We start from the raw sequence: 24,874 nt of genomic DNA on the forward strand, positions 1-24,874 counted from the left end.
TATAGCTAATTAAAAATACCAGCATAAATAATTGGCAGAACAATTTTTTAAACAAATTAAAATATTATATTTGTCTTATATATGGTTTAGAAGTTTTGGAAGTAAACTACAGAACAAGGAGTTATTTACGTGCTAACGGAAAATTAATTACAAAAATTTTTATAAATCATCCAAAACCATTACTTTAGCCTTACACAAAACAAAGTAAACTAATAAAAAGTGGAAGAGAACAACGAAAAAGCTGAAATTTATTCGCAAAGAATAAGAGCTGGGAAAAGGACGTATTTCTTTGATGTAAAGTCTACACGATCAAATGATTACTACCTGACGATTACGGAAAGTAAACGAAAATTTAAAGACGAAACGTATTCTTACGAGAAGCACAAAATTTTCCTTTACAAAGAAGATTTCGCTAAATTTGTTGAAGCACTGCAAAGTACCATCGACCACGTAAAATCTGAGTTGTTAACCGAAGATGTGCTGGCCGAACTGGAAAAGCAAGCCCAGGAACCAGCTACTTTAGACGATGAATTGAAATGGGAATAGCCTGATCCGCTACTTTTCCTGATTTTTTGTAGGCTCATGGTTAACATGGGCTTTTTTTGTTTTTACCCCTCTTGTTCCCCCTTCTCTTACATAATAGTCTCTGCCGGTTGCTTTAAAACTCTGTGGGTTTACCCCCTTACTCCAGTCTAATTTACCGGTAGCGCGAATCCCAACAAAATTGTGCGTATATTTGCACCCAATTTTAGATAACACCTTAACCAGATATATTTTCATGGGACTTCGCTGCGGAATTGTAGGTTTACCCAACGTCGGCAAATCAACTTTGTTTAATGCTATATCCAGTGCTAAAGCCGAATCGGCTAATTACCCGTTTTGTACCATTGAGCCCAATGTGGGCGTGGTAACCGTACCCGACGAGCGGCTGCAAATTCTGGAAGAGCTGGTACACCCCGAGCGGGTACTGCCTACCATTATTGAATTTGTAGATATTGCCGGTTTGGTAAAAGGCGCTAGCAAAGGCGAAGGCTTAGGCAATAAATTTTTGGCCAATATCCGGGAAGTAGATGCCATTATCCATGTGGTACGCTGTTTTGATGACCCTAATATTGTGCACGTGGCTGGTGGCGTAGATCCGGTTTTCGACAAAGATGTAATCGATACGGAACTTCAGCTGAAAGATTTAGAATCGATTGATAAGAAAATAGCGAAAGTAGAACGCACCGCTAAATCGGGCGACGCCAAAGCCAAAAAAGAATTTGCGGCGCTGCAAAGCTTTAAACAACACCTGGAAAGCGGCAAAAACGCCCGCTCCTTGCAAGCTACCGAAGAAGACCTGGAAGCCGTAGCCGATTTGCAGTTACTTACTTTAAAACCGGTAATTTACGTAGCCAACGTAGACGAAGGCGCTATAAACACCGGTAATGAATTTGTAAAAGCTTTACAGGAACACGTTAAAGACGAAAATGCCCAGGTGGTGGTAATATCAGCAGCTATTGAAGCCCAGATTGCCGAGTTAACCGAACCCGAAGAAAAAGAAATGTTTCTGGCAGAATATGGCTTAACAGAATCGGGTTTGAATCAGTTAATTAAAGCTTCTTATTCTTTATTAAACCTGATTACTTACTTTACCGCCGGCGTAAAAGAAGTACGCGCCTGGACCATTCAGAAAGGTTGGAAAGCACCACAAGCGGCCGGCGTAATACACTCCGATTTTGAAAAAGGTTTTATCCGGGCCGAAGTAATTAAACTCCCCGATTATCAGGAATTTAAAACCGAAGCCAAAATTAAAGAAGCTGGTAAAATGGCCGTAGAAGGTAAAGAATACGTGGTGCAAGACGGCGACATTATGCACTTCCGGTTTAATGTGTAAGATTATAGAATAATAAATAAAAATTAGAGCGGGTTAAAACAGCCTGATTAGCTGTATTGCTAAAGATTAGCGACAGAAATCAGCTGGTTTAACCCGTTTTATTTATACCTAATTTTTTACCTGAATTTATGAATTGCGGCAAGTTGTACCCGTTTGCAGTACTGGATTGGTGGTTAGCAGCGCGGCAGTATTTGCCTTTTTAAACCGCAGGTAAAACATTAGTCCTAATAGAATTAAGGCTCCCAAAGTATAAACAGAGTTTGCTTCCAGAAGGTTAAACATCCGGCGGCCTACCAAATCATAATTATTACCGCCAATTAAAATACAGCCTACCGTTAGAAATATTTTTGCGGTTAAGGCTAAATATGGGCCGTGGTACAACAGGTAAATAATACAAGGTACCGCAAAGATAAAGGCATTCATGCTGGTAAAGGCAAAAAGCGGAATGAAGCAAATCAAAACAGCACCTTCGGCCACCAAGGCTTGCTTTAAGTACCGCCCTTTCTGTATAAAGAACAAAAAGGCTCCGCCAATCAGCCCCAGCACAATTAACTGATATATTTTACTTACAGCAGCATTTCCCAGCATATACCGGAGCGGCGTATACCGGCCCATAACCGAAAAAATAGTATGATTTCCTTCTTTGAGCAGGCTTTGCTTGGCGGCCATTTCAATGGCCAACTCCTGAAACCAACTTACATATAATTGTTTAAAGGCTACCAGACCGGGATAAAAAAATAAAGGAAATAAGCCCAGAATAACTACAAATAAACTGGTGTACAGCAGTGCCCGGAATTCTGTCTTTACTACCAGGTAAGGCAAAAAAATTAATCCAAATGGCTTCAGAAATAAACTTACGGCCAATAATAAACCGGCAATTTTGTAATTCTTTAAAAATAAATTTTGTAGGGTAAATACAAACAAGCCTACCAGTAACAAGTTTACCTGACCCAGATGCAACTCACGGTGAAAATGGGTAACTACTGTTAAAAAGGTTAACAGCAAAACTATATTTTTATGCCGGATTGGGTTTTGGTTGATGGGGGTGTGAGCCGTAAGGTTGTAAAAAGTATTCAAAAAAGCGCAAACCAAAAAGGTTAAAAAAAACCAGTAGAGGGTACTGGCACCTCCGTACGGCAGTAACAGCAACGGCACAAAATAAACGGCACTTGTGGGAGAGTACTTAAAAATATAATGGCCATCTGCTTTAATGCGGTACAGCTCCTGCCCATTTACCAGCCGGTAAGCAGTTTTATAATACACTTCTAAATCGTGCATGTAAAATCGCTCATTTATAACCTCCCCCAAAAGCATAATGAAGCTGGTAAACACCAGCAGGTATAACCAAATATTCTTTTTGTTAAACAACTGGTGCATGAGCTAACTGCGCTAAGAAATTATTTACCTGTATGGTTTAGGAAATAAATGGGCAATACTATTTTAAAGCGGGTAAATATAAAGTTAAAATTAAGCTACAATAACATCTTAATCTGATATGGTTCTGTTACAGTTTGATAATAGACCAATCTTTAAACCAAATATTCCTATCCAGAAAACCAGAAATAATTAACCTGGCTTTAAAATATTGCCCCTTTTTATTACCGACCGTTGAAATTAACCGGTTGGTAGCCGATTAACAAATCGGTGCGGGCACCCGGTGGGCGGTAATACACCAAAACTTCGTACTGGTTTTGGGTTAAGTTATAACTACCTTCAAAAAAAGCTTCGTTGGGGTAAGCAGCAGAACCGGTGCCGGTTTGCACTGCATAACTATAATTGTAATAACCTTGTTTAAGTAGTATGCGGCCGGTATAACGCTGGTTCTCGGCATCGTAAACCAGTTGGTTGGCTTTTGTTAAACGCCAATCTGAGAGTGCACCAAAAATATACACGTTGCCGGGGGCCGGTTGCGGCGCCTGCAAGTTAAAGGTTACCCAATAATAATCGCCGTTTAGGGGCCCATTGCCGTACTCCCGGTTACCAATTAAATATTTGCCATCAATATCTATCTGGGAACTAAACGCTTCTTGCGCCCGGCTTTTATCGCCTACCAACAATATTTCTTCGGGTATTACTTCACGGTTAGCGGTGGCAACATTTGCTCCTAAAGAACGCATGCTGCGGGTATCAAAAAAACGGTATTCGTTTAACCCGGCAAAATTATTTTCGAAATTAAAATACGTGAACTCCAGTTTGCGTTCGGTATCGCGCACAAAAACCGGACGCAGGTTAGTGCGGGCATTGTCCCAGCGGTGGTTCTGGCGCAAAACAACTTTTACTTCCTGTGCTGGGTTTACCAGCGGATACTGGTTATAAAATACTGTAAAATCTATCTGCTGATTAGTCAGGCGCTCTTTAACGCCGGTAGGTAAAGCCGGCCGCGCACCTACATTTACCCGTTGTTCGTATACGAGCAAGCGCCGCGATAAAACATTGGTGCCGTTTTGGGTGCTTACCACTAATAAATAATTACCACTTAATTTTACGGGTGGCACCGTAAACCGGTAATGGAAAAACTTTACCTTGGTGTTAAAGGCCGGCGAAATATCGGTAATATAAAACTCATTAAAATCCTGCATGTACTGCATGGGTGTTATGCGGGCTTCTGTCCAGTCGGCGTTGCAATAAATAAGTTTAACTACAAAGCGCTGTTGCGGCACATTTAATTGGTCAAACGTAAGCACAAGGCGTTGTTCCTGCGATAACGGTATAACCGGGGGCGTAAGCACTTCTTCGGGATGACCGCTCTGCACATAAAACTGTACGGTTTTTACATTAGGATCATAAACGTAATCCTCGTACCGCAATTGGGTTTCAGCGTAATATTCGGGCGTACCGGTATTATTGGCATCAGAAGTTTGCTGCGATATAGGTACACAGCCCGGTATCGCTATCAAAAAGAGTAGGCTTACCAGCCATTTACATATATCAGGTAATCGGGTTCCCAAAATATTAATTTCCTTTAAACAGATTTTATTTGCGCTTCCAATTGGTCAATCGATTCTACAACGGTTTCCCATTGCCCGTTTTTAGCATCTAAAGCCTTTTTGGCTGCTTCAAATTTTAAGGTAATGTCTTTCAGTGTAGCTACATTGCCATACACCTTGGGGTCGGCCAGTTCTTTTTCGTAGCCGGCCAGTTCTCCTTCTAAAGCCTGTACTTCCTGCTCTACTTGTTTCAGCTGCTGGTTCAGGCGTTTTAAATCGGTTTGCAGGTTGCCATTCTGGTTCTGGTTTACTTTAGGCTTTTCTTCTACCACCGTTTTGGGAGCAGGTTTTTCAAGCTTAACGCCGTTTTTACGGGCATCTTTTTCCCGTTGCTCCATAAAATATTCGTACTCATGGTAAGTGCCGGGATATTCTTTTAGCTGATAATCTTCGATGTACCAGATTTTATTTGCCACGTTTTCTACAAAATAGCGGTCGTGGGAGATTACCACAAAAGTACCTTCGTATTGCTCCAGCGCCTGAATAAGAATATTAACCGATTGCATATCCAGGTGGTTCGTAGGCTCATCTAACAATAAAAAGTTAGCTTCGGAAATTAACGTTTTGGCTAAAGCTACCCGCGATTTCTCGCCGCCGGACAAAACTTTTATTTTTTTAAATACCTGGTCGCCGGTAAACAAAAAAGAACCTAAAATGGTACGCAGTTCCATTTCGTTGCGCTTGCTGCCCGCTTCGGTAAGTTCCTGCAAAATCTCGTTCTCAACGTTCAGCGATTCTAACTGGTGTTGCGCGTAAAAAGCCATAATTACATTGTGGCCCAGCTGGCGTTTACCCTCTATGTGTTCGGTACCCGCAATAATGCGCATGAGGGTAGATTTACCTTTACCGTTGGCCCCGATTAAAGCAATTTTATCGCCTCTTTCAATATTTACGTTGGTGTCCCGGAATATAATTTTATCGCCGTAGCGTTTGCTAGTGTGCTCGAGGCGCAGAATATGGCGGCCAGGCTGAATAGTAAACTGAAATTTAAAATTTACCTTAGGAGCATCAGACGCAACATCTTCAATTCGGTCCATGCGCTCCAGGGCTTTCATGCGCGATTGCGCTTGTTTCGCTTTGGTGGCTTTGGCTTTAAACCGCTCAATAAACCGCTCAGTTTGCCTGATATGGGCCTGCTGGTTTTCGTAAGCGCCTTTTTGTATTTCGTTGCGGAGTTCTTTTTCTTCTAAGTAAAAGCTGTAATTACCGGCATACACGTTTAGTTTCTGCTGCGCCACTTCTACCGTCATGTTGGTGGTTTTATCCAGGAATTCACGGTCGTGCGATACAATTATTACCGCGCCTTCGTACCCTTCCAGGTAAGTTTCCAGCCATTTAATAGAGGGTAGGTCTAAGTGGTTGGTCGGCTCATCGAGCAATAATAAAGATGGTTTCTGCAATAATATTTTAGCCAGCATTACCCGCATGCGCCAGCCACCCGAAAAAGTTTTCAGGGGTCGTTGCAATTCTTCGGTCGTAAAGCCTAAACCTTCCAATATTTCTTCGGCTTTGGCCTGAATATTATAGCCGTCCAGGGCTTCAAATTGTTCCTGCAGTTTGGCCAGTTTATCTACCAATTCATCGCGGTAATCGGTTTCAAACTCTACCAGAACTTCTTCTATTTTCTTCTGCAGTTCCAGAGCTTCGGCAAAAGCCTGCATAGCCACCGATAAAATACTTTCGTGGGTATCGTACGATAATAAATCCTGGTTCAGGAAACCCAACGTTGTTTCGCGGCTCATCTGGATGGCACCACTATCGGGTTTGTACTCGCCTACCAGCACCCGCAATAAGGTAGATTTTCCGGTACCGTTCAGGCCAATCAGGCCAATTTTATCTTTAGGTTTTATGTGTAAATTGGCGTCTTCGTAAAGGGTACGACTGCCAAAATGAAAGCTCAGGTTATTAATAGAAATCATGGAAAATTCTGGTATTAAGCCGCAAAGGTAATTAATCCCAACGAATTATGCAGGTCTTTTAGTTCGTTTACCTAACATGGAGCATTTAATCCGGTAAGGTAAAAAATTATCTGAACACAACTATTTTGGGGACTTACGTAAATAGTTTCGGGGCTTACTCCGGCTCTGGCTAAGGTTTATTATGCTCGCAATCACCTCACTTTTAGATCCCACTCATTCAGAACTTGTTAACACCATTATTTACGATTTTGAAAGGGAATTTGGGGTAAAGCAAGTGCAGGCCACCCCCCTGCCCCATATTACTTACCTGATAACCGAAGCTTTAGATTCGGAGCTGCTAAAGCAATATTTAGAAAAAACCTGCTTTAACGGAAAAGAATTTTATATCTATACTACAGGTATTGGAATATTTCCGGGCGAGCACCCGGTGGTCTATATTCCGGTGTTACGTACGCCGGCCTTAAACCGGTTTCATGCCAAGTTATACCGCGACATTAGCAAACTAAGTATTGCTACCGGGCCTTTTTCTAAGCCCAAACGTTGGTTGCCGCACATTTCGCTGGCCCTCGGCGATACTACCCTGGATATGATGACACCGATGATCCGGTACCTGGCCCATTATAGTTTCGACTGGGAAATTAAAGTAGACAACCTTAGTATATTCCGGGAAAGTAAAACCGGCAAAAACTTTGTGCAGGAAGCTTCATATTCTATTTCAAGTAGTATAATAACTTAAAGGTTGTTTAAATTTAGAAGCAAAAGGCAAAAAAAGCGGCTACTGTAAAGCAGCCGCTTTTTTCAATTTGGCCTGCCCACACAGCTGCCTCCCAAATTTTATTTGCCTTAACTTTTAATTAAAGAGAAACCCAACTAAAAAGCTTATCATATTCTTGCTGGTTTTTAGATCGCGGTAATCGGAGAAGCCAGTACCGCTTTCTATCCTTATTTCAGCCGAAACTTTAGTTGTAGCTAACCCCACTCCCGCCAACAAAGCTTGTTCGTGCTTGCGGTAAGATTTTAAAGCAGACTGCTGTTTAACTGTAGTAACTCCATTCAATGTTCTTTGGGTTTCTAACTCATTTTCGGCATGTATAACCAGATTATTAGCTAAACCAACATTAACGAAAGGCTTAATTTTTTGCAAAGGGAATTGGTAACGCAGCATGTTACCTAAACCTACATAACCAAAACCTAACTTGTAATTAAAGTTGGTATAATAGTTTGCAGTTGTTACCTCTTGGTAGCTGCCCCGGAGAGAATAAGGTTTATACACTAATTCATTATAAATTGACCATTGCTGGCGATTGCGGGGAAACACAAAAGTATAAGTTAGCCCCACTGCATAACTGGTTGAAGATTTAAAATCTATTCCGGCTAAATCCTCAAAGAGGTCGGTACGATTTGATAATTTAATATTAGACTGGGTGGCGCCCGCTATTAGCCCAAACTTAGAACTAGACGGTTTCTTTTCTGTTACTTTATCTGTGGTAGTAGCGCCTTGGCAGTTATTATATTGCTGAATGATATTTATTAAACTCGCCGGCTTAAAATCAATCCGGTTAATTTTTGCTTTTACCTCGGGGCAACTGGCAAACAAATTATTTAGCTGACCTTTGTAAATTTCGGAAGTGGCTATACTTTTATTTCCGTTTGCTTCTACTAAATATTTGCGCAGAATAAGTTCCTGGGGTTGGGCTGCTTTCTCCTGAAAGTAAAAGTGCTCTTTGGCGTTTTCGTCTTTATAATAAAACAAGTTTACCGGACCGCTTACCAAAACGCGTAAAAACAAGGTATCGGTAATAACCACGGGTTTGCTGCCCACAGCCATATAGTTTAGCTGGGTAGGCGATTTATCGATATTTACAATGGCACTTACATACTGTTCACCGCCCGTAAACCCAAAGCTTTTAATGGTAATGGGAGTAAACGTTCGAAATTCTTTATCGGCTATATTGCTTTTTACCTGAATAATATTCGGGTTGGTATCCCAATCTTTGTTGTTAATATAAGTAACCACCGAGTCGTTTTGGTTAGTTACATAATAGCCTTTCATAAAATTGCTCTGAGCCGATACATGAAAGTTGATTAATAGGAATAAGGCAAAAAAAGATAATGGTTTAAACAAAATATTTATGATTTAAAAAATAAAATCCAAATATATTAATTATTGAATATATTTTATACTTTCTTTGTTCTTTACCCTTCTTTTTTATTCTATGGTTAAAATTACCTGATGTTAAAATATCGAATAATACTAACCAGCATTATAAAACTGCTGGCTTACTCTCTATAGAGTAGAAACTATATTCATGATTATTTTTAATTAGGCGTAAACAAAAAAAGACCCCTTTATTTAAAATAAAGAGGCCTTCTATATAAATTCAATATTTTGCTCTAAGCAAGAATCAGATTACATATCTAAAACTATTGCAAAAATCAGCGGCGCTACAATAGTGGCGTCCGATTCAATAATATACTTAGGCGTGTCTTTGCCTAATTTACCCCAGGTAATTTTTTCATTGGGTACCGCACCGGAGTAAGAACCGTAGCTGGTAGTAGAATCCGAAATCTGGGCAAAATATCCCCACAACGGCACGCCGGTACGTTGCAAATCCTGGTGCAGCATAGGTACCACGCAAATCGGAAAATCGCCGGCAATACCGCCGCCAATCTGGAAGAAACCTATTGTTGATTCTTCTTTTGCGGTTTGGGTATACCAATCGGCCAGCTCCATCATGTACTGGATACCGGTTTTCATGGTATGTACATTTTTAATATCGCCGCTAATTACGTGTCCGGCATAAATATTACCCAAGGTAGAGTCTTCCCAGCCCGGTACAAAAATAGGCAGGTTCTTTTTCGCTGCTTCCAGCATCCAGCTGTTTTTCGGGTCTATCTGGTAATATTGCTCCAACTCGCCGGATAATAAAATCTGGTAAAAGAACTCGTGCGGGAAGTAAGCTTTACCTTCCTGATCGGCTTTTTCCCAGAACTTAAGCACGGTGTTTTCCAGGCGCCGCATGGCTTCCATTTCCGGAATACAGGTATCGGTTACGCGGTTCATGTGGCGGTTTAGCAGGTCTTCTTCGTCCTGGGCCGTTAAATCGCGGTAATGCGGTATACGCTCGTAAAAATCGTGCGCTACCAGGTTAAAAATATCTTCTTCCAGGTTAGCCCCGGTACAGCTAATAGCGTGTATTTTATCCTGCCGGATCATTTCGGCCAATATTATACCCAACTCGGCCGTAGACATGGCGCCGGCCAACGTAACCAGCATTTTGTTGCCGTTAGCTAAATGGGTTTTATATCCTTCGGCTGCATCTATCAGGGCGGCAGCGTTAAAATGACGGTAGTGATGTTTTAAAAATTGTGTTACCTGCATTTCTGTTTTTAGCGGTTTTAAAATTAATTCAGAAATAATTTATTACTGATTTAAAAATTTGCTGGTAATTATTATCTAGAAAAATGGGCTTTAAAACCTTTGTTCTAATATTAAATACCAGCATTGTTTAAACTTAAAAATGGTATTTATAATTCAAAAAGAGCGTAATATCTTACCTACCCTGGTTTTTCTACAATTAAATTATGGTTTGTAAAAACGCAAATATCGGCGGCAATGTTTAAGCCTTCGCGCACCATTTCTTCGGCCGATAAATGGGGGGCGTGTTTTTTTAGGGCGGTGGCAGCGGCTTGCGCAAACATACTGCCGGAGCCAATCGCGGCTATTCCCATATCGGGCTCCAGCACATCGCCGGTACCGGAAATAATTAAGAGTTCATTTTTATTGGCAACAATCATCATGGCTTCCAGCTTATGCAGGTAGCGGTCCTTGCGCCAGTCTTTGGCTAATTCTATGGCGGCACGTTTCATGTTATTGCCGTAGGCATTTAGTTTTTCTTCAAAACGTTCCAGCAAGGTAAAGGCATCGGCGGTGGAGCCCGCAAACCCGGTTACAATTTTACCATCTTGTAATTTCCGGATTTTTTTTACGTTACTTTTGGCAATGGTATTACCCATACTGGCTTGTCCGTCGGCTCCCAGCGCTACTTCGCCGTTGTGGTAAACGCCCAATACCGTAGTTGATCTTACTTTTTCTAAAGCCATATATATTATGTTTAAAGGCCATTTTAGGCGGTGCCGCTTTACTGGGTAAAGGTTGTATTTCTAACCTTTTAAGGGCACGTAGCTTAATTTTGCCGAAATACTTAACTTATTTTAAACCTGCGTTAAAAATTATACCGTTAAATTTAGGCCGCTTTTATCGGTAGCCCGGTGGGTTTAAGATGGCAGCGGCTGTAAATAAAAACGCAAAGCTACCCGAAAAAAACAGTAATTTAAATTTATTTCCATTGCTTCGCTCCCGTAACACCATTTTCTGGTATTTTTTACCTTTTATTTTGCTTTTGGCTGGTTGCTGCCGCAACGCCGATTTACCTTTAGAGCTAACCTTGGCGAAAGCCTGGATACCTTATGCCAGCAGCCAGGAAATTAAATTCCTTGGTGAAAATAAGGATACTATTATTATTTCAGCGACCTTAAAAAACTATTACCAGCAAGCCACCGACCAGGCTTGCGGTACTTACCAGGTACAAACCCGCGAAGTAATTTTTACCTCCCCTACCGACGAAAGTTTCCGGCTGGTTATTTCTTTAAGTCACGAGATAGTATTAAACCTGAAAGCTTATAACTATCAAACAAAACAAACCGGCTTAGCGGCTAAATTCAATACCGTTTCAGAATTATACATTACCCACGCCTGGCGCGATACTTACACCAAAAGCAAGGCGTTAAACGGACAAACATACGCCCAAACTTTACAGGTTTTCGGCAACCCGATACCGGGCACTTTGGTGCTATCAGATGTATTGTATGCCCGCGACAAAGGACTGATTGGCTTTAAAACTTTTACCGGCGGGTGGTATTACTTGCTTTTGTAACTGATTATATATTAATCAAATTTGGACTTTTTAACCAATCTGATTATTAACTTTAGTAATGAAATATATTTATTTCATTTAACAAGCTGTATGTATGCCAAACCCGCGGCATAGCAGGTTTTGATATACATTGTGTTAGCCTGCAGTGGTGGCAATCAATTTCATCTTTCATGTTTTTCTTGTCACAAAAAATATTGCTTGCGACACCTGAAGTTCCTTGTTATTTATATCTTATGGGCAACATGTCCATCTTTAGTAATACCAATAATGAAAGTATAACGACAGTTGCTATGGCAGAGATTAGGTTTACGATTTTTTGTGCCTTAATATTACTTTTAAATATTGCTTCAATCGCTTTCAATAGGATTAGCCCAAGTATTCCACCCGAAGTGTTTGCAATAATATCAGCGACATCAAAAGCGCCAATCTTTAAAATAAACTGTAGTACTTCTAACAGTAAACTAATACAGAAATAAAAGAAAAGCTTTTTTCCAAAGGTCCAACTCGTAAACAAAACCCCTGTATATATACCAAGCGGCACAAAAATCACGACATTCATAATAAATTCGCCATTAAATATTAAAGGTTCACTAAACGGATTTAAGTTTACGCTCCTATCATTCATATAGGAAAATTGCACACCTAACTTTAATATAATAATCCAACATAAGGCAATCAAATAAATTATAAACAATGTACTTGTTACCTTGTTTGCTTTACTATTATCGTTTCTGTTGCTCCTCAATATTTTTGCAATTTATATTTATATAAATAATTGCTGCTCTATGTTTTTTACTACTGCGTAATAATTTAAACGCTGCATTATCGCTGTAATAAATTGTTCAACGGTTCGCAGCTTGGTGCAATGGTGGATTTTTATAAACAAATATTTAACTTTAACACAAAAGTTTAATAGAATTACTATTGTTCCATAGCAGCACTTCTGCTGCCATATTGCCAAACCAATGTTAACTACAGTTTTATTATCAATTTGTCAATTCGTCTTTTATTCTGCTGTTGCAATAAAGACGGATATAAATTCATCAATATATTCACTATTATAATTATCAAACCAAAAAGCCATTCAGTTTTGTAAAATTTCACCAAAGCAAAAAATGTTACAAAAGCAAACCCTATTAAATGGTCAATCTCAGAACTTGTCATTTCTTTACGCAGTTTAAGCAAGTCAGACTTTTCAATTTTATTTCTGAGTTTAAGTTTTTGATTGAAGTATTTAAATGGCGTATTTTTAACAATCCATTTAACAATGTTAACCCCCATCCCTGCGTTCAACTTTTCACTCTTTACAAAATTTAAGTTAGATAATCGATTGTTGTAAACTTCTGTTTTTTTCAAAATTGCATTGATAGTCATTCCAACAATAAAAGAAATGAATGTTATGGCTATACTGAATGACAAATATTTATAAGTCATTTTTTAATATTCTGTTTAGTTTTGATTATTATTTAGCGGTTAGTTTTGCCTGTTTTGTCAAAATTGCCGCTAACGGACTCGTGCATGAGGCGTGCAAGGCCGTCGGCCGTGGCATGGCTTATGCAAAATGTTGTGTGTTGTTCTTTTTTATAATTCTGATATAGGTGTCTGTTTAATAGTTCTATGGGTTAGGGAAAATGAAGTTAAGTCGTCTATAAGTATTTCATCTATTTTGTAATCTGTAATTATTTTCTCTTTTATTCTTGAATAGTCAAAACAGTCAATAACTTCTCCATTTTCGATGTTGAAAATGAATAAGGTTCCTCCAGCATGACCATTTTGATTGCCTTGTGGTGTGAATCCGTGTATACATCCTAGGTTGGATTCAGTGGTTAATATTTGGTAAGTCCATATTCTATCATCTGGCTTATATTTAGAAAAGTTTATGGTCCAGACTGGATTCTCAAAAGAGTTATGCTCAAAACAATGCAATGAGTTTGCCTTGTCGCTTACTAATAAATGTGTCTGCAAGTTATTGAACTTAACCCAAGTAGTCCTTCCTGTTTTTTCAAGTTTTAATTCATTTAGTTTGTGTTCGCCAAAATCAAAGGTGAGTAGAGATTTTTTATTAGTTGGAATGTAAATAATATTACTCGCTAAATGTAAATCAGCATTATAGAGGTTTTTGTCAATTTTGTCTTTTCTAAAAAGAACTTCTCCATTATTTATATTGATAGAACATAAGCCGCTATAATATTCTAGTAAAAAATAATTAGATGTTTGGTCAAATAAACCTCTATAAGCTAAAATATTTCAGTAGAAAAAAGCTGTCTATTGCTCGAAATATCGAAAGCCGTAAGAACTGTCTTATTTGCATTTCTTATTGTCAACCATTCTTTGGATTTCAGGAGAATTATATTCCCATTTGGTGAAAAGTCCAATAGTTGGAAGTCATTAAACCCAAGCTTTTCAATCAAATTTAGATTAGAATCAGTAAGGATTAAACCATCCTTGTCGTCTTCTACTATGGTTTTATTGGTTTTGTGTCGGGAAACAACGCGTCTATTTTCTATTCTCATCTTTGGGATGGTCTGTAATTCAGAATTGCACACAACGGTCTTGCCTATGCGGGGGCGAAGCTGCCGTATAGGTGTGGTTAGCAGTAGTTATTTTGAGATTTGTGCACTTTAAATTCTTGATTTATTCTATAGATTATTATATTGAAACTTACATAAAATCCAGAATCACAATCCCTTTCTATAACCTCATGTGTTTTACCTTGATTCAAATCAAATATTATTAAATCTTCTCTCCTTACAATACATAAGAGTGAATCTGTCAAATAATGGGTATAAAGGTCACCTTCTCCCCAATAACCGAAGTCAGTTCTAAATATTCTTATTGGTTTTTTAGGGTTTTCAATTGAATATTCACAAATTGAAAAGTACTCCTTTGTAACTTTATCTCTATCCTTACCTTTTCCTAATTTACCTCCTGTGTAAAGTAGCAAAGTAAATTTGTCGCTGCTAAATAGTTTTATAATTACTGCTAACTACTGGATATATGGAATTTATTCCATATATCCATCCAAAATCAACCGATAACCGGAACTGGATTAATGAATATACTATATATAAATATTTTCCGAATTCTTAAAAGTAAAATTCTCTCTAAGAGCCTGTTTAAATTTGAGCTAAACCATTTAATTGCCGTCCTGCTGATAAGAGATATGCGTTTGCTTAATTACTTTATTAAAAGAACTTAAAATAAATTTTATATAAATTCTAAAGTTTAAACTTGCTCTAAACAGTATCAGGTAGCGCTAATAAAAAAGGCCTTTCTTTTCGGAAAGGCCTTTTTAGTTTTTATACTAAAATCCGGATGGGATCTTCGAGTAACTTTTTAAAAGTTTGCAGGAACGCGGAGCCTACGGCGCCGTCTACTACCCGGTGGTCGCACGATAAAGTAACTTTCATGATATTGCCAATCTGAATCTGGCCGTTCTTAACCACTGGGGTTTGCTTTATGCCGCCCACGGCCATAATACAGGCATCGGGTGGGTTAATAATGGCCGTAAATTCATCGATACCAAACATACCTAAGTTAGAAATGGTAAAGGTGTTGCCTTGCATTTCTGCAGGTTGTAGTTTTTTCGATTTGGCTTTACCGCCCAGTTCTTTTACTTCGCCGGCAATTTGCGATAAAGTTTTCTGGTCGGCGTTGCGCACCACTGGTACCAGCAAACCTTCTTCTACGGCTACGGCCACCCCAATATTAATTTGGTTGTTGTACCGGATTTTATCGCCTAACCAGGAAGAATTAACGGCCGGGTGTTGTTTTAAAGCCGCCGCGGCCGCTTTAATTACCAAATCGTTAAAAGAAATTTTAACCGGACTTACCTCATTTAAACTAACGCGGGCGTCCATGGCCTTATCCATGTCAATTTCCATGGTCAGGTAAAAATGCGGCGCGGTAAACAAGCTTTCGGATAACCGTTTGGCAATAACTTTACGCATTTGCGATACCGGTACTTCTGAATATGGCTCGCCGGTTGGAGCAGGTGTAGCCGCCGGAGCCGGCGCAGCACTTGGTGCTGGTTTGGCCGAAGGAACAAAAGTTTCCACGTCTTTTACAACAATGCGGCCGTTATCGCCGGAGCCTTTTACCTGGGCCAAATCAATGCCTTTTTCTTCGGCAATTTTTTTCGCTAACGGCGAGGCCAGAATTCGTCCGCCATTATTTGCATCGGCGGGTGTGGCCGGTTGGCCATTGTTACCAGAGGCCGGTACCTGCACATCTTTTGTCTCGGCTGGCGCGGCTTGTTCCCGGATTTGGGTATCGGTTTTAGAGTTTTCTACGCGCGAATCTGCTATTTCTGCTTCCTGGCGATCAGCCGGTTTATCACTGCCGCCGCCATTGCCGTTTAATAACTGCTGGTAATCGGCACCTTCTTCGCCAATAATGGCCAGTACGCCGTCTACCGCTACTGCATTGCCCGCTTCTACACCAATATACAGCAAGGTACCGTCTTCGTACGATTCCAGTTCCATGGTGGCTTTATCGGTTTCCACTTCGGCCAGAATATCGCCCGATTTAACTTTTTCGCCTACTTTTTTCTGCCACGACGCAATAGTTCCTTCGGTCATGGTGTCGCTCATTTTCGGCATCCGGATAACCGAGGCGTTTACTTTAGCCGCGGGGGCTTGAGTGGCTTGCGGGGCCGGAGCTTGGGCCGGTGCTTCCTGGCTCATGGTTTCGGCGGGTTTTTCTTCTTTGGCCGGTGCGGGGGCCGGCGCACCACCGCCTTGTACCTGGCTCAGCAAACCCGATATATCTTCGTCTTTTTTACCGATAATGGCTAATACACCATCTATGGGTACAGATTCTTTTTCTTTGGGGCCGATATATAATAAAGTACCATCTTCATAAGATTCCAGCTCCATGGTGGCTTTGTCGGTTTCCACTTCAGCTAAGATATCGCCGGATTTAACGGTATCCCCTACTTTTTTAAGCCAAGATGCAATAACACCCTCTGTCATGGTGTCACTCATTTTGGGCATTTTTATGATTTCAGCCATAAATATATTTTTTGAGGCTCAAAAATGATTTAAAATATTTAAATATCAAAAAGATGTTAAGAATAAACCGTAGCCAATTGTAACCGGAATAAAATATACTCCGGCGTATAACTTATTTAACCAATTCTGCTTTGGCCCTGGGTTTAAGACTACTAGCTAAGGCTTCTGTAAATATTGCCCGGAAATCCCAGTCTTTTATGTATTTTATTCCTAACGAATAAATTTTGTTAATGATACAACCCTCCCCGGCGTAAACTAAATTAGACCAAGTGCTTTTAACTATTTATTCTTTATTTAAATTAAAAGAATGAATCGTGCATAAAGTTTAGTTTGCTACTCGCCTAAATGGGCAATATCCATGTTTTTGTGCACCGAGAACATGGTACCCGTATGGTGCAGCACGTACAGGCATAAGTTATGGTGTTCAAAAATATCCATACAATGCAACGGATAATTAAGCATTACGCAAAGTAATATTCGCATGGCCCGGCCGTGCATGCAAATTAAAACGGTTTCTTCTTCGGGCCGGGAAAGCAGCAAATTTAAAAATACCTGTTGCCGGGCCGCCACATCTTCCGGGCTTTCGCCGTTTTCTATCCGCAAACTGCATGCGCCCTCCTGCCACTGTTTTAAAACATCAAAATAATACGCATCGGTTTCCGGCGAAACAAAGGTGCCTTCGCGGTTGCCCCAGCAAATTTCGTTTAGTTCGGGATGTTTTTCGTGCGGGATACCTTTATCTATGAACCCTTGCACCGATTGAATACTGCGCTGTAAAGCCGAGGTATAAACCCTATCGAAAGGTACCTCTTTATACGCTTCGTAAAATCGCTCAGCCTGCCACTGCCCGGTTGCGTTTAGCGAAGAATCTACCCCACTGCCCTGAATAATGCCTTTTAAGTTGTAATCGGTTTGGCCGTGCCGCAGGAGGTATATTTTTTTTACACTCAAAATCTCTCTAATTTTGTTTCCGGCGACGAAGATAATAAATTGTTGTGGGTATGCGATAGCAGCCGGTAAGCTTTAGTCTGAATCATGGAAAATATTTTCTTTTAAGCAACTATAAACCAAATTGTTCGCCAGTTTATTTAATTAATTAATATAATTTTAAATCAGATTTTATTATTGCCGTTCCGGCTGTCCAATACTGTTTACTAAAATCAAACTGCCGCACCGCACCAAGTTAAGCTAACGCTCCACAAATTATACTTACACAAATTATGGCTTTTAACCCACCCACCCTCATAGAAATAAATAAGTGGTGTAAAAATACGTTGGCCGAAACGTTAGGCATGGAAATTACCGAAGTTGGTCCGGATTTTATTAGCGGTAAAATGCCCGTAGACGCACGCACCCATCAGCCTATGGGTATTTTACACGGTGGTGCATCGGTGGCGCTGGCCGAAACCCTGGGTAGCATTGGTGCCGTTTTGCAGATAAACCAGGAAAAACAAACCTGCGTGGGCTTAGAAATTAACGCCAACCATTTAAAGGCTGTGCGCAACGGCTATGTGCATGGCACCGCAACGGCTATTCATATTGGTCGTAAAACCCAGGTTTGGGAAATAAAAATTAAAAACGATGCGGGTAGCCTGGTTTGTATTAGCCGAATAACGGTAGCAGTGCTGGACCGGGCCAACGCTTAAATATTGCTTCTATGCGCCAGGCTTCTATTAAGCCGAGTAACCGAAAAAAATGACTCTAAATATTAAACTTGTTTCGTGTTTATACCCAAAATCTGGTTTGTAGCCAGGGCATATTTTTAGGCTATTTCCCTAACACGATACAAGTTCTTATTCGTTAACCTTAACTGTAAAATACTTTTAATTGACTTTAGCCGGAGATTACAATACCAACCTAAAAGCTTTATTTGCTACGGCCATCCGCTTTAATTTACCGGTGGCCGTTTGGCGTTTACCAGACTCGCTGGAAATAAAATTATGCGTATCGCTCCGGAGTGTGCAAACGTTGGCCACCGTTCCCCAACTAGAAGGTGGTTTATCGGGTTTTGCGTTTTATCCGTTTTCAGTTTCGGCCACCAACCCGGCGGCTTTAATTCGTGCCGATATTACTTACAGTAGTTTGTCGGCTAAACTAAAATTTAATTTCAAACTGCAGGAAAACCCGGAGTACGTAGCGTTGGTACAGCGCTTACAGGAATATTTTTATAAAGTAAAAGATTCTTTGCGTACTACTAACTGGCACGTAAGCCGCCACCCGGTACCGGCCCAAACAAACAAAGTAAATTTTGAGGATTTGGTAGCAAAAGGCATCTCAGAAATTAAAGCCGGCCAGTTTGAAAAAGTAGTATTATCGCGGACCAAGGCCTATCCCCTCGATTTAGATTTTGATGTACTGCAAGCCTTTTGCCAGTTGCAGCATTCTTATAAAAACGCGTTTGTTTCACTGGTATCGGTACCCGAGGTAGGCACCTGGATGGGCGCTTCGCCGGAAATATTGGTACAAATAGACCAGGCAAAAATATTCCGGACGGTTGCTTTGGCCGGTACGCAAAAATTATCGTCCGAAATAAACCCGGCAAAAGCCATGTGGCAGCAAAAAGAAATTGAAGAGCAGTCGATGGTGGAGCGTTATATCTTAAACTGCTTTAAAAGCATTCGTTTGCGCGAGTATAATGAGATTGGCCCCCGCACCGTGGTAGCCGGCAAACTAATGCACCTGCGCACCGACTTTACCGTTAACATGCAGCAAGTACCTTATCCGCAGCTAGGTACCCAAATGCTAAAACTGCTGCACCCGACTTCGGCGGTTTGCGGCATGCCCAAAGCGCCCGCTACAACTTTTATACTAAACCACGAAGGGTACAACCGCGCTTATTACAGTGGTTTTCTGGGTCCGGTACAAATAGACGGCGAATCGCACATTTTTGTGAACCTTAGGTGCATGCAATTGTTCGAAGATACGGCGCTGTTGTATGCCGGGGCCGGCATTACCGCCGAATCGGAACCGGAAAAAGAGTGGTTCGAAACCAAAATGAAAATGGAAACCGTACGGGGGGTAATCCGGAAAGCTAAATAAATGAATTTACAGGCCGTTTTTAATATTGCTGAAATTTGCGCCCAACTGGGGGTACAACAGGTAGTGCTTTCGCCGGGCTCGCGGTGTGCGCCATTAACGCTGGCTTTTGCCCGGCACCCGCGCCTCCAGGTCCGGACGGTTACCGACGAACGCGCCGCTGCTTTTATTGGCCTGGGCATTGCGCTGGCTACCGAGCGGCCGGTGGTACTGGTTTGCACCTCGGGCACGGCCGCCCTTAATTACGCCCCGGCCGTAGCCGAAGCTTTTTACCAGCAAATTCCTTTATTGGTAATAACCGCCGATCGCCCGCCAGAATGGATAGACCAATTAGACGGGCAAACTATTCGGCAGGAAAATATTTATGGCCACCACTGCAAACGCAGCTATTCTTTTCCGGTAGATACCCAACACCCCGATGCCGACTGGTACAGCCAAAGAATAATATCGGAAGCGCTCTCCGAAACGCAGGCGTATCCGGCCGGGCCGGTGCACTTAAATGTACCCTTACGCGAACCTTTTTACCCGCAACCCGGTCAGGAAATAACGGCTAGTGCCAGCTTAAAAGTAATTTTTGAATTAAAAAACGATTATCAGCTCAGTTTAAGCAGTTTAAACCTGCTGCAGCATATTTTAACCGCTTCTCCCCCTAAATTAAATAAAATATTAGTGGTGGCGGGTCAGCAGCCCGCCGATAGTGAATTGCAGGAAGCCTTAAACAATTTTGCGCAGGTAACCGGAGCGGTAATTATAGCGGATGTCATCTCGAATTTGCACCAGTTACCCAAGGCTATCCGGTTACAAGATGTGCACCTGGCCGGTAAAAATACCCGCGACGGTGCCTTACTACAACCTGATTTGCTCATAACTTTTGGCTTATCTAATATTTCAAAAAATTTAAAATTATTTCTCCGCGCTTTTCCGCCCCAGGCCCATTGGCATATTCAGCCGGCCGGCGTGGTGGCCGATCCTTTTCAATCGGTAAGCCAAATTATCCGGGCACAGCCGGTGCATTTTTTTGCCCAACTGGCCGCTACCGAAAATATTATACCCGATGTAAGTTATAAAACCGTTTGGCAAAACCGGGAAAAAGCCGCGCAGGAATATTTAACTAATTTTGTAACCCTCGGCAACTTTAATGAATTTACCGCTTATGCGCATATTCTGCCAAATTTGCCGCCGAACAGTAATTTGCACCTAGCCAATAGCATGTCGGTGCGGTACGCCAATATTTTGGGGTTAGCGCCTACACAAGCCATACAGGTATTTGCCAACCGGGGCACCAGCGGTATAGATGGTAGCACCAGTACTGCCGTTGGGGTGGCCATAAGTAGTGATAAGCCCAATATTTTAATTACCGGTGATTTGGCATTTTTTTACGACCGCAATGGTTTGTGGCATAATTATTTACCCGACAACCTCCGGATAATAATCCTGAATAACCACGCGGGCGGCATTTTCCGGTTAATAGATGGTCCGCGACAACAGCCCGAATTAGTTGAATTCTTTGAGACCCACCAGGAACTCAATGCGGCCCAAACCGCCAAAGATTTTAAAATGGCTTATTACGCCTGCCACAATGCCCTGGATTTAACCGATAAGCTGCCTAAATTCTTAAAAAAAGGGCCGGCCATCTTAGAAATATTTACTTCCAGCCCCACCAATGCCGCGTTTTTTAATGATTTTAAAATAAATAATCCATTTGGCACCAAATTAAGTTAAAATAAACCGGGTTTTATGGTCCAATATTTTATTTGAATCGTATAATAAAATATTGATAATTAAAACTTTACGGTTATGGCACTTACGCATCGCATGGAGCATTGGGCGGATACCCATCACCCGGCCTGGCTCGACCTAATCCGCGTAGGCTTAGGCTTATTTCTGTTCTACAAAGGGGTTGTGTTTATCAGTGATATAAGTGTGCTCGAAAACTTACTCATCAATATCAACCTCAACTGGTCTTCTTTTATTTTTGCGCACTACATTGCTTTTGCCCATTTGGTGGGTGGTTTGTTAATTGCGCTGGGCCTGGTTACCCGGGCAGCCATTTTGTTTCAGTTACCCATTTTATTAGGTGCAGTATTGTTTGTGCACCCGGAAGCCGGTACCAATACCCTCAACACTACCTGGTGGATTTCGGGCGTAACGTTGTTGCTTTTAATCGTTTTTTTAATTTATGGTTCCGGCCAGTGGTCTATCGACCATTATATGCGCACCCACCGGGAAAGTTAGTCTTGCCCGCCTGTGAACTACCTGCCGATTAATACAACTACTTTACTTAACCCCTGGTAAAAAACATGGTACTCACTCAAAAAATTGAACAATGGACCAGCACCCGATATTCGGTCTGGCTCGATATTCTGCGTTTTTTCTTAGGCTTTTTCCTGTTTAGCAAGGGCATTGCTTTTTTGCAGGATATCTGGGCATTACAGAAAATATTGCAGAACATCAACATCGATTATAATTCGCTGCAGATGGCGTATATAATTGCTTTTGTGCATTTAATAGGTGGTTTTTTAATTGCCATTGGCTTATTTACCCGTTTGGCCATTATTTTTCAGTTACCTATTTTATTGGGTGCAGTAATATTTAACTGGCCCGGTTTTAATTCGGAAGCCATAAACCAGATGATACCGGGCGGTGTTTTATTTGTTTGGCCCGGCTCCGATACAACCTCGGTTTCGGCAGAATGGTGGACGTCTTTGGTGGTGCTGCTATTTTTAATCTTATTTTTTGTATTAAACTCCGGGCGCTGGTCCGTAGATCATTATTTACGCGCCTACGAAGAAGAATAAAATGTCCGTCATGAAATTTAAATAATCAATTTCACCTTAAATAATTTTAATTTATTTTCTAAAACACGCGGCTAAGCTGCGTGTTTTTTTATGCCCCAGGTTTAAGCCTGATTTTTATTTTTAAGCAAGATGCTCTACCTTCGGAACCCATAAATAAATTTTTTAGCGTATAAAGGCCATGACTACAAAATATAACTGGGAAACCATAAAAGAGTACAAAGAAATACTATTTCAGCAGTATAACGGCATTGCCCGCATTAGCATAAACCGCCCGCATAAACACAATGCTTTTACCCCGCTTACCGTACAAGAAATGAGTGAGGCCATGGAATTGGCCCGGCAAAACCCCGACGTAGGAGTAATTATATTAACTGGCGAAGGCGGAAAAGCTTTTTGCAGCGGCGGCGACCAGAGTGTACGAGGGCACGGCGGCTACATTGGCGAAGATACCGTACCGCGCTTAAACGTATTAGATTTACAAATGCAAATCCGGCGTATTCCAAAACCGGTAGTGGCCATGGTAGCCGGTTGGGCTATTGGCGGCGGCCACGTGCTCCATGTAGTGTGCGATTTAACCATTGCTGCCGATAATGCCCGTTTTGGCCAAACCGGACCAGTAGTTGGCTCGTTCGATGGCGGATTTGGCGCTTCTTACCTGGCCCGCATTGTGGGACAGAAAAAGGCCCGGGAAATCTGGTATTTGTGCGACCAGTACGATGCCCAGGAAGCTTTACAAATGGGCCTCGTTAACAAGGTAGTACCCTTAGAGCAACTGGAAGAAACTACCGTAGCCTGGTGCGAAAAAATGCTGGCGAAAAGCCCGATGGCCTTGCGCATGCTTAAATCGGCGTTTAATGCCGAACTGGACGGGCAAGCGGGTATCCAGGAATTGGCCGGCAACGCTACCCTCCTCTATTACCTCTCTGACGAGGCCAAAGAAGGTAAAAATGCTTTTCTGGAAAAACGGAAGCCCGACTTTTCTAAATATCCCAAATTCCCTTGATTTTATAGTGATTAGTTGTTAGTAATTAGTTTTTAGTTTCTGAAGGATGCAGGGTAAATACAAATTAATTGAACAGAGATTTAAGCGATATCAAACCTTATATCTGACAATTTGTATTTAAGTTTATAAATAAAGCATAACCGGAACCTAAAAACTAACTACTAACAACTAAAAACAAACATGGATCACCTGGAACTGAACGGAAAGAAATTCTACTACGACGAAATTGCCGCATACTCGTTCCGGAACAGCATACCAATAAATGGGTACGAAGCTAAAGTATTAGAATTTTGCCGCAATTGGTTAAATGGTCAGTTAGAATTTGTGGTGCACACTTCTGGTTCTACGGGTACGCCCAAAGACATTACCGTAAGCCGCGAACAATTAGAAGCCAGTGCGCGCCGCACCGTTGCTTATTTAGAGCTGCAAAAAGCCGATCGGGTATTGGTTTGCCTGAATGTAGAAACCATTGCCGGTATGATGATGGTAGTACGGGGCCTGGTGGCCGATTTGCACCTGACCATTATTGAACCCATTGCCAACCCGCTGGCTTTTTCTAAACCAGAACAGCCTTTTAATTTTATTTCGTTGGTGCCTTACCAGCTAGAAACAATTATATCCGAAACGCCGGCTAAAAAATTAGTATTGGATTTTGCCAAAGCCATACTGGTGGGCGGGGCTCCCCTATCTTCAGAACTAGAAAAAGAAATATTATCTTTAAAAGCCCCGGTGTACCAAACGTACGGCATGACCGAAACGGTGTCGCACATTGCCTTGCGCCGCTTAAATGGCCCGGCGCCGGAACCATTTTATACCACTTTGCCCAATATTGAATTGGGCCAGGACGAGCGCGGCTGCTTAACCATTGAAGGCGATATTACAAAACACAAAAAGATTATTACTAATGATTTGGTAACCCTGCACACACCTACAACCTTTAGCTGGCTGGGCCGCGCCGACAACACCATTAATTCGGGCGGTTACAAAATACAACTGGAGAAAATAGAAGTGCACCTGGCGCAGGCGTTGCTTACCTTAGGTTTAAGTTGCCGTTCGTTTGTAAGTACCCTCCCCGATGCCAAACTGGGCAGCAAACTGGTAGCAGTACTGGAAACACCCCAAATTGCACCCAACACGCAAACGCAACTCAAAAAAGAACTAAATAAATATTTAACCAAGTACGAAATACCCAAAGCGTTTTTAGCTACACCGCAATTTTTAAGTACTGCTTCCGGTAAAATTAACAAGTTAGATACGCTTAAAAATATTTAAACCGCTATATTTTCGTTCTTTCATTACTAACAGA

23 protein-coding genes are annotated in these 24,874 nt (G+C 41.3%); 11 read left to right on the plus strand and 12 right to left on the minus strand.

Annotation, left to right across the window (positions count from 1 at the left end; genetic code table 11):
• Nucleotides 1-219: 219 nt before the first annotated feature.
• Nucleotides 220-546, plus strand: a complete 327-nt coding sequence (locus tag ACO1R6_RS08080; protein WP_486263749.1) for a DUF3276 family protein — start codon at nucleotides 220-222, stop codon at nucleotides 544-546.
• A gap of 232 nt (nucleotides 547-778) precedes the next feature.
• Nucleotides 779-1,876 (plus strand): redox-regulated ATPase YchF, encoded by a 1,098-nt coding sequence (ychF, locus tag ACO1R6_RS08085; RefSeq protein ID WP_486263751.1) that lies wholly within the window; start codon nucleotides 779-781, stop codon nucleotides 1,874-1,876.
• Nucleotides 1,877-2,002: 126 nt separating this feature from the next.
• Here the strand turns inward: ychF and ACO1R6_RS08090 are convergent, their stop codons facing one another.
• From ACO1R6_RS08090 to abc-f, 3 genes are all read right to left on the minus strand, one after another.
• Nucleotides 2,003-3,253, minus strand: a complete 1,251-nt coding sequence (locus tag ACO1R6_RS08090) for a glycosyltransferase family 87 protein (RefSeq protein ID WP_486263753.1) — start codon at nucleotides 3,251-3,253, stop codon at nucleotides 2,003-2,005.
• A gap of 221 nt (nucleotides 3,254-3,474) precedes the next feature.
• Nucleotides 3,475-4,773 carry a type IX secretion system plug protein gene (locus ACO1R6_RS08095; protein WP_486263755.1) on the minus strand — a complete coding sequence of 433 codons (1,299 nt, stop codon included), beginning with the start codon at nucleotides 4,771-4,773 and terminating at the stop codon, nucleotides 3,475-3,477.
• Nucleotides 4,774-4,838: 65 nt separating this feature from the next.
• Nucleotides 4,839-6,782 (minus strand): ribosomal protection-like ABC-F family protein, encoded by a 1,944-nt coding sequence (gene abc-f / locus ACO1R6_RS08100; RefSeq protein ID WP_486263756.1) that lies wholly within the window; start codon nucleotides 6,780-6,782, stop codon nucleotides 4,839-4,841.
• Nucleotides 6,783-6,963: 181 nt separating this feature from the next.
• Between abc-f and ACO1R6_RS08105 the strand changes: the two genes are divergently transcribed.
• Entirely contained in the window at nucleotides 6,964-7,518 is a 555-nt protein-coding gene (locus tag ACO1R6_RS08105; RefSeq protein ID WP_486263757.1) for a 2'-5' RNA ligase family protein, read from the plus strand.
• Nucleotides 7,519-7,632: 114 nt separating this feature from the next.
• Here the strand turns inward: ACO1R6_RS08105 and ACO1R6_RS08110 are convergent, their stop codons facing one another.
• The 3 genes from ACO1R6_RS08110 to hslV all read right to left on the minus strand — a co-directional run bounded on the left by ACO1R6_RS08110 (nucleotide 7,633) and on the right by hslV (nucleotide 10,886).
• Entirely contained in the window at nucleotides 7,633-8,907 is a 1,275-nt protein-coding gene (locus ACO1R6_RS08110; protein ID WP_486263758.1) for a hypothetical protein, read from the minus strand.
• A gap of 285 nt (nucleotides 8,908-9,192) precedes the next feature.
• Nucleotides 9,193-10,164 carry a deoxyhypusine synthase family protein gene (locus ACO1R6_RS08115; RefSeq protein ID WP_486263759.1) on the minus strand — a complete coding sequence of 324 codons (972 nt, stop codon included), beginning with the start codon at nucleotides 10,162-10,164 and terminating at the stop codon, nucleotides 9,193-9,195.
• Between the two features lie 176 nt (nucleotides 10,165-10,340).
• Nucleotides 10,341-10,886 (minus strand): ATP-dependent protease subunit HslV, encoded by a 546-nt coding sequence (gene hslV, locus ACO1R6_RS08120; RefSeq protein ID WP_486263760.1) that lies wholly within the window; start codon nucleotides 10,884-10,886, stop codon nucleotides 10,341-10,343.
• Nucleotides 10,887-11,131: 245 nt separating this feature from the next.
• Here hslV and ACO1R6_RS08125 point away from each other — a divergent pair, with 245 nt between their 5' ends.
• Nucleotides 11,132-11,719 carry a hypothetical protein gene (locus tag ACO1R6_RS08125; protein WP_486263761.1) on the plus strand — a complete coding sequence of 196 codons (588 nt, stop codon included), beginning with the start codon at nucleotides 11,132-11,134 and terminating at the stop codon, nucleotides 11,717-11,719.
• Nucleotides 11,720-11,939: 220 nt separating this feature from the next.
• Here ACO1R6_RS08125 and ACO1R6_RS08130 read toward each other — a convergent pair whose 3' ends face one another.
• The 6 genes from ACO1R6_RS08130 to ACO1R6_RS08155 all read right to left on the minus strand — a co-directional run bounded on the left by ACO1R6_RS08130 (nucleotide 11,940) and on the right by ACO1R6_RS08155 (nucleotide 17,682).
• Nucleotides 11,940-12,464: a VanZ family protein gene (locus tag ACO1R6_RS08130; protein ID WP_486263762.1), complete on the minus strand. Its 525-nt coding sequence runs from the start codon at nucleotides 12,462-12,464 to the stop codon at nucleotides 11,940-11,942.
• 227 nt (nucleotides 12,465-12,691) lie between these two features.
• Nucleotides 12,692-13,153 carry a glycosyl-4,4'-diaponeurosporenoate acyltransferase CrtO family protein gene (locus ACO1R6_RS08135; RefSeq protein ID WP_486263763.1) on the minus strand — a complete coding sequence of 154 codons (462 nt, stop codon included), beginning with the start codon at nucleotides 13,151-13,153 and terminating at the stop codon, nucleotides 12,692-12,694.
• A gap of 147 nt (nucleotides 13,154-13,300) precedes the next feature.
• Nucleotides 13,301-13,684: a hypothetical protein gene (locus ACO1R6_RS08140; protein ID WP_486263764.1), complete on the minus strand. Its 384-nt coding sequence runs from the start codon at nucleotides 13,682-13,684 to the stop codon at nucleotides 13,301-13,303.
• A gap of 625 nt (nucleotides 13,685-14,309) precedes the next feature.
• Entirely contained in the window at nucleotides 14,310-14,663 is a 354-nt protein-coding gene (locus tag ACO1R6_RS08145) for a hypothetical protein (protein WP_486263766.1), read from the minus strand.
• A gap of 355 nt (nucleotides 14,664-15,018) precedes the next feature.
• Nucleotides 15,019-16,731, minus strand: a complete 1,713-nt coding sequence (locus ACO1R6_RS08150; protein ID WP_486263768.1) for a pyruvate dehydrogenase complex dihydrolipoamide acetyltransferase — start codon at nucleotides 16,729-16,731, stop codon at nucleotides 15,019-15,021.
• 333 nt (nucleotides 16,732-17,064) lie between these two features.
• A complete protein-coding gene (locus ACO1R6_RS08155; protein WP_486263770.1) occupies nucleotides 17,065-17,682 on the minus strand; it encodes a histidine phosphatase family protein in 618 nt (205 codons plus the stop codon).
• Nucleotides 17,683-17,951: 269 nt separating this feature from the next.
• Here ACO1R6_RS08155 and ACO1R6_RS08160 point away from each other — a divergent pair, with 269 nt between their 5' ends.
• The 7 genes from ACO1R6_RS08160 (at nucleotide 17,952) to ACO1R6_RS08190 (ending at nucleotide 24,840) form a co-directional block, all read left to right on the plus strand.
• A complete protein-coding gene (locus ACO1R6_RS08160; RefSeq protein WP_486263772.1) occupies nucleotides 17,952-18,377 on the plus strand; it encodes a hotdog fold thioesterase in 426 nt (141 codons plus the stop codon).
• 181 nt (nucleotides 18,378-18,558) lie between these two features.
• A complete protein-coding gene (locus ACO1R6_RS08165; RefSeq protein WP_486263774.1) occupies nucleotides 18,559-19,770 on the plus strand; it encodes a chorismate-binding protein in 1,212 nt (403 codons plus the stop codon).
• Entirely contained in the window at nucleotides 19,771-21,489 is a 1,719-nt protein-coding gene (gene menD, locus ACO1R6_RS08170; protein ID WP_486263776.1) for a 2-succinyl-5-enolpyruvyl-6-hydroxy-3-cyclohexene-1-carboxylic-acid synthase, read from the plus strand.
• A gap of 75 nt (nucleotides 21,490-21,564) precedes the next feature.
• Nucleotides 21,565-22,002, plus strand: coding sequence for a DoxX family protein (locus ACO1R6_RS08175; RefSeq protein WP_486263778.1), 438 nt, complete (start codon nucleotides 21,565-21,567; stop codon nucleotides 22,000-22,002).
• A 65-nt stretch (nucleotides 22,003-22,067) separates the two neighbouring features.
• Nucleotides 22,068-22,565, plus strand: coding sequence for a DoxX family protein (locus ACO1R6_RS08180; protein WP_486263780.1), 498 nt, complete (start codon nucleotides 22,068-22,070; stop codon nucleotides 22,563-22,565).
• Nucleotides 22,566-22,743: 178 nt separating this feature from the next.
• A complete protein-coding gene (gene menB, locus ACO1R6_RS08185; RefSeq protein ID WP_486263782.1) occupies nucleotides 22,744-23,568 on the plus strand; it encodes a 1,4-dihydroxy-2-naphthoyl-CoA synthase in 825 nt (274 codons plus the stop codon).
• A gap of 180 nt (nucleotides 23,569-23,748) precedes the next feature.
• Nucleotides 23,749-24,840 carry an AMP-binding protein gene (locus tag ACO1R6_RS08190; RefSeq protein ID WP_486263784.1) on the plus strand — a complete coding sequence of 364 codons (1,092 nt, stop codon included), beginning with the start codon at nucleotides 23,749-23,751 and terminating at the stop codon, nucleotides 24,838-24,840.
• Nucleotides 24,841-24,874 lie beyond the last annotated feature (34 nt).

It is taken from the genome of Adhaeribacter sp., from assembly GCF_057359045.1.